The following is a 5,388-nucleotide window of genomic DNA, read 5'->3' as shown; positions in this document are numbered from 1 at the left end:
TGGAGCAGATGGGTCAAAGGGTCACCGTGGAGTCGGCGGCTTGACGCTGATAGGTACAACATAAAGAAGATCAGCCCTCCGTCCATCGAGGGTTATTTTCTGAGCAGGGTTCGTCGCGAGGCGGTGGAGACGGGCGTGGATGCAAGGCGCGCGACCGAGGGCCCCGGAGACGTAGTCGACACTACGTCGAGGAGCCCGACCGAGCGCAACGCAGCAGGCATGCCCGTATCCGCCGCCGCAGCAGAAGCCTGGTGGGAAATTCGGGTTAATCCTTCCAGTGGACCTGTTCAAAGCGCCGGATCTTTTCCACCCGGCGGCGATGGCGCCCCCCGTCGAAGGGGGCCGCGAGCCACGCCGCCACGATGCGGCGCGCCCTGCGGGGCGGGATCTCGAGCGCGCCCATGACGAGCACGTTGGCGTCGTTGTGGCGCCGGGAGAGCACCGCGTCCGGCACGGTCGACACCAGCGCCGCCCGCACCCCCCTCGACTTGTTCGCGGCGATCGCCATCCCGATGCCGGACTTGCAGAGAAGGACGGCCCGGTCGGCTTTCCCCCTCCGGATCGCCGCGGCGGCGGCGAACCCGTAATCGGGGTAATCGACCGGGTCGGGGGTACCGGTCCCCAGGTCCCGGACCGCGTACCCCTTGCCCGAAAGGAACCGGAGAAGGTCCGCCTTCATCGCCACTCCCCCGTGGTCGGCGGCCAGGACGACCCGCATCGGTTTTCGGGCCGGCGTCAACCGTCCACCCCCTCCCCCGCGAACGCGTACCGGGCCGCGCCGAGCAGCGCGGCCTTGTCGTCCCGGATCACCCGGACCGGCACCCTCGCGAGAAATTCCCGGAACCTCCCCTTGGCGAGGAACGATTCGAGAAACGGTCCTTCCGAGAGCGCCGGCAGGATCGCGGGAGCGATCCCCCCTCCCAGGTACACCCCGCCCATCGCCATCACCTGGAGGGCGAAGTTCCCCGCCTGCGCCCCGTAGAGGGAGGAAAAGACCCGGAGGGCCTCGCGGCATGCGTCCGATCCCCCGGAGATCCCCTCCTGCGCGATGACGCGCGGCGGGTCCTCCGCGGCGAGACGGGCAACGACCTCCGGGGATTCCGCCATCTTCTCGGACTCGCGCAGGAACCGGTAGACCGCATGCAGCCCGGGGCCCGACAGCGCCCGCTCCACGCTTGCGCGACCGTGCCGGCCCTTCAGGTATCGGAACAGCCGCATCTCCCGCTCGTCCCGGGGGGCGAAATCGGCGTGCCCGGCCTCCGAGGCGACCGGCAGGTACCCCGCACCGCCCCACACGAGGAACGCCGCGCCGAGGCCGGTCCCCGCGGCGATCACCGCGATGGTCCCCCGCGGCTCGGCCTCACCGCCCTGGAGGACGGCCAGGCTCTCCCCGGAAAGGAACGGGACGGAGAAGGCGGTCGCCTGCAGGTCGTTGATCAAGTAGGCGCGCCTCGCCCCGACGGCCTTTTTCACCGAATCCCCGTCCACGACCCAGGGGAGGTTGGTCACCCGACTCCGCCCGGACACCACCGGGCCCGCCACGCCGATGCAGACCGAGTCGACCCCGGGGCTGCCGGCGAGAAACTCCGCGAGGATCGCTTCCAGAGCGGGGTACCGGCCGCTCGGGAACGACCGCAGCTCCTCCCGGCGCAGCGCGCTTCCTTCCCGGAGATAGAGCGCGAGATTCGTCTTCGTCCCTCCCACGTCTCCGGCAAGGATCCTCAAAAGGCGCCCCCCTTTTTCTTCCGCGCGTCCCCGTTCCCCTCAGGAGCCGCCGGGGACTTCACTCCGGGGAGCGACGCGGCTGCGGCGTCGGCAAGGAAGGTGACCTTTCCCCTGCGCGGGGAAACCCGGGAGGCGGGCAGCTCCCCTCTCCTTCCCGAAAGCACGTCCGCCAGAACCGCGGCCTTCTCTTTACCGCTCACCAGGAAGATGACCTGAGAGGCGGCGTTCAGAACGGGAAGCGTCAGGGTGACGCGGGGGACGGGCGGGTCCCCCCCTTCGGCCTCCACCACCCAGGCGGTCTTTTCTTCCAGGGCGGGGGACCCGGGGAAAAGCGACGCGGTGTGGCCGTCCGCGCCCAGCCCGAGCAGGATCGCGTCGAACCGCGGAAAGCCCCCGGGGGTCCCCCGAAAGGCACACCCAAGCATCTCCTCGTACCTGCGCGCTCCCTCCCCAGGGTCGGAAAGAGCGGTGTCGACCGGGTGGAAGTGGTCCGGGGGGACGGGGGCACGGGAAAGGAGGCACTCCCGCAGCATCCGCCGGTTGCTCGCCGGGTCGCCGGGGGGAACCCAACGCTCGTCGACCTGGTAGAAATGGACGAGGTCCCACGGGAACCGGCCCCGGTACGGCTCGGAGGAGAGGACCTCGAGCGTGAGGCGGGGGGTCCTCCCCCCGGAGAGGGCGATGGAAACCGTCCCCCTCCCCTTCCCGGCCCTCGCCGATGCCGCCGCGCGATCCCGCGCGATCCCCCACAGCCGCCCTGCCGCCGCCCTGGCAAGTTCCTGCGGCGAGGGAAGCACGAAGAGCCTCCCGGACGGTTCGCCCTGTCCCTTAGTGCTGCGTTTCGTAATTACGGTCTCCTATCGGGCCGATTCCATGAGGCGCTTCCCCTCCCGGTGCCGGGGGCTCGCGGGCGGCTATCGCTCCGCAGCCTCGGAGGGGGACTCCGTTCGTGGCTCGCCGTGCGGGGAACCTGCACGGCTGCGCTCCCTCTCCTTCGGCTTGCTGCGCTCTTTCGGCACCTGCGAAACGGCGCCCGCTCGCTGCCAATTCCGCTCGACCCCATTTCCGCCTTCCTTCCCGGCTCCGCTGCCTCGGAGGGGGTCTTCGCTTCGTCGCTCGACGTGCGATGAATCCGCACGTCTGCGCTTGCCCTTCCTCCCCGAAAAGCTCCGCTCATACCCCCTCCTGCGGCTGCTCCGCTCGCGGATCCCCCGCTTCAGGGGCGGTCATCGGCCCCGCTGCGCCCCTTGCCACCGGGAGGCACGCACAAATATGTTGCCATATTTATGAAGCGGAGTATTTCGTCACGGGATCCGCCACTGCCTCCCCTCCCGGGCAAGGATCTTGTCGGCCTCCTTGGGGCCTTGGCTCCCCGCGGGGTAGAAGAACAGGTCGCGCCCCGGGTTCTCCGCCCACCGCGAGAGGAGGGGGCTGAGGAGCGACCAGGAGATCCCCACCGTGTCGTCCCTCGGGAAGAGCGTCGTGTCGCCCAGCATCGCGTCGAGCAGAAGCCTTCCGTAGGCGGGCTGGCTCTTGGCCCCGAACGCACGCTCGTAGGTGAACTGGAACTCCACCGGCTGCACGCAGATCGAGGGCCCCGGGGATTTCGCTCCCACCTTGAGGAAGATCCCCTCCTCAGGCTGGATGTTGAGCACCAGGAGGTTCGACTCCAGCTGGCCGCACGCTGTGTCTCCGAAGAGGAGGTAGGGAACGGGGCGGAAACGGATCGCGATTTCGGAGACCGACCGTGCCAGGCGCTTCCCCGTGCGGAGGTAGAACGGCACCCCGCCCCACCGCCAGTTGTCGATCGACAGCTTCCATGCGGCGTACGTCTCGGTCAGGGACCCCGGGGGGACGTCCTTCTCCTGGCGGTACGCGACGACCTTCTCCCCGCCGATCTCCCCGGCGGCGTACTGGCCCCGCACGCAGACGTCGCCCACGGCCTCGTCGGGGATCGGCTCGATCGAGCGGAGAAGCTTCAGCTTCTCGTCCCGCACGTCCTCGGCGGAGAGGGAGATCGGGGGCTCCATCGCCACCAGCGTGAGGAGCTGCAGCAGGTGGTTCTGGATCATGTCCCGCACCGCCCCCGCGCCGTCGTAATAGTCGCCCCTGCCCTCCACGCCCAGCGTCTCGGCCACCGTGATCTGGACGTGGTCGATGTAGTTCCGGTTCCAGACCGGCTCGAAGATCTCGTTGCCGAACCGGAAGACCAGGATGTTCTGGACCGTCTCCTTTCCGAGGTAGTGATCGATCCGGTAGACCTGGTCCTCCCGGAATACGCCCGAGACCACTTTCGTGAGCTCTTGGGCGCTCGCCAGATCGTGGCCGAACGGCTTCTCGATCACCACGCGGCGGTAACCGGGCAGGTCCTCCGATGCGGTGGCAAGACCGGCCTCCCCGATCCGGCGAACGAGGGGCGCGTAGAACTTCGGCGCGACGGAGGCGTAGAAGATGAGGTTCCCCGGGACCCCCCGCTCCTTCGCCACGGCGCGGATCCGCCCGGCCAACGTCCTGGTGCTCTCCGGGTCCCCGATGTCCCCCGGCTGGTAATAGAGCCGTTTCGCGAAGGCGTCCCAGGAGGCCGGGTCGAACTTCCCTGCCTCGCTTTCTGGGGTACCGTCCCTGAGGTAGTCCCGGAACGCGTCGTCGGTGTACGGGGTGCGCGATACCCCCAGGACGGCGAACCCTTCCGGGAGAAGCTTTTCCCGGAAGAGGCCGTACAGGGCCGGGACGAGCTTCCGCTTCGTCAGGTCCCCCGAAGCCCCGAAGATGACGAGAAGGCACGGCGGGGGCAACGCGGCGGCCAACGCCTCGGGGGGGAGGGCCGTCTCGACCGGAATTTTCCTCTCCTCAGCCATCCCGCTTCCCTTTCTTTTTCCCGTTCGACACCGCCTTCACCGCGTGTCCCCCGAACTCGTTGCGAAGCGCGGCCAGCATCCGCATCGCGAAGGAATTGTCCTGCCGGGAAAAGAACCGCATGTAAAGGGAAAGGGCGATGGAGGGAAGAGGGACCCCCGCCTCAATGGAACGCTCGACCGTCCAGCGTCCCTCCCCCGAATCGTCCACGTATGGGGAGAGCATCGCAAGCTCTGGGTCTTTTTCCAGGGCCCGTTCGGCAAGTTCCAGAAGCCAAGACCGGACGACGCTCCCCTGGTTCCACAGGGAGGCGATCGCCCGCAGGTCGAGCGAATAGGGAGCCGACGACAGCAGTTCGAACCCCTCGGCGTACGACTGCATCATGCCGTACTCGATGCCGTTGTGGACCATCTTCACGAAATGTCCGGCGCCGTGGGGGCCCATATAGGCGTATCCCTTAGGCGGGGCAAGCGTTTCGAGGACCGGGGCCACGACACGGAAGGCCTCCTCGTCCCCTCCGACCATGAGGCAGTACCCCTCGGCAAGTCCCCAGATCCCACCGCTGGTACCGGCGTCGAGGAACCGGACCCCGCGCCCGGCAAGCAGCTTCGCCCTGCGGGGCGCCTCCTTGTAAAGCGAGTTCCCGCCGTCCACGACCACGTCCCCGGCCTCGAGGGTTCCGGCGAGAAGTTCCACGTTCTCGTCCACCGGGGGGCCGGCGGGGACCATGAGCCACACCACTCTCGGGGGGGAAAGCTTCCCGGCCGCATCGGCCACCGACGTGGCCGGGACAGCCCCCTCGCGGGC

Annotated in this window: 5 protein-coding genes; all 5 read right to left on the bottom strand. The window is 68.6% G+C overall.

The genetic code is table 11. From position 1 onward, the window contains the following. Positions 1 to 265 precede the first annotated feature (265 nt). A complete protein-coding gene (locus VJ307_08545) occupies positions 266 to 739 on the bottom strand; it encodes an RpiB/LacA/LacB family sugar-phosphate isomerase (protein ID HJX74190.1) in 474 nt (157 codons plus the stop codon). Beyond that, a complete protein-coding gene (gene glk, locus VJ307_08540) occupies positions 736 to 1,725 on the bottom strand; it encodes a glucokinase (protein ID HJX74189.1) in 990 nt (329 codons plus the stop codon). The genes VJ307_08545 and glk overlap by 4 nt, the downstream gene beginning before the upstream one ends. Next, positions 1,722 to 2,522 (bottom strand): 6-phosphogluconolactonase, encoded by an 801-nt coding sequence (pgl, locus tag VJ307_08535; GenBank protein ID HJX74188.1) that lies wholly within the window; start codon positions 2,520 to 2,522, stop codon positions 1,722 to 1,724. The genes glk and pgl overlap by 4 nt, the downstream gene beginning before the upstream one ends. A 507-nt stretch (positions 2,523 to 3,029) precedes the next feature. Then, a complete protein-coding gene (zwf, locus tag VJ307_08530; protein ID HJX74187.1) occupies positions 3,030 to 4,583 on the bottom strand; it encodes a glucose-6-phosphate dehydrogenase in 1,554 nt (517 codons plus the stop codon). Beyond that, a partial coding sequence (gene gnd / locus VJ307_08525) for a decarboxylating 6-phosphogluconate dehydrogenase (GenBank protein ID HJX74186.1) occupies positions 4,576 to 5,388 on the bottom strand: 813 nt, incomplete at its 5' end. The genes zwf and gnd, both read right to left, overlap by 8 nt.

It is taken from the genome of Candidatus Deferrimicrobiaceae bacterium, from assembly GCA_035256765.1.
Taxonomy (GTDB): domain Bacteria; phylum Desulfobacterota; class Deferrimicrobia; order Deferrimicrobiales; family Deferrimicrobiaceae; genus CSP1-8.
This window is presented reverse-complemented; position numbering and strand designations above follow the sequence as displayed.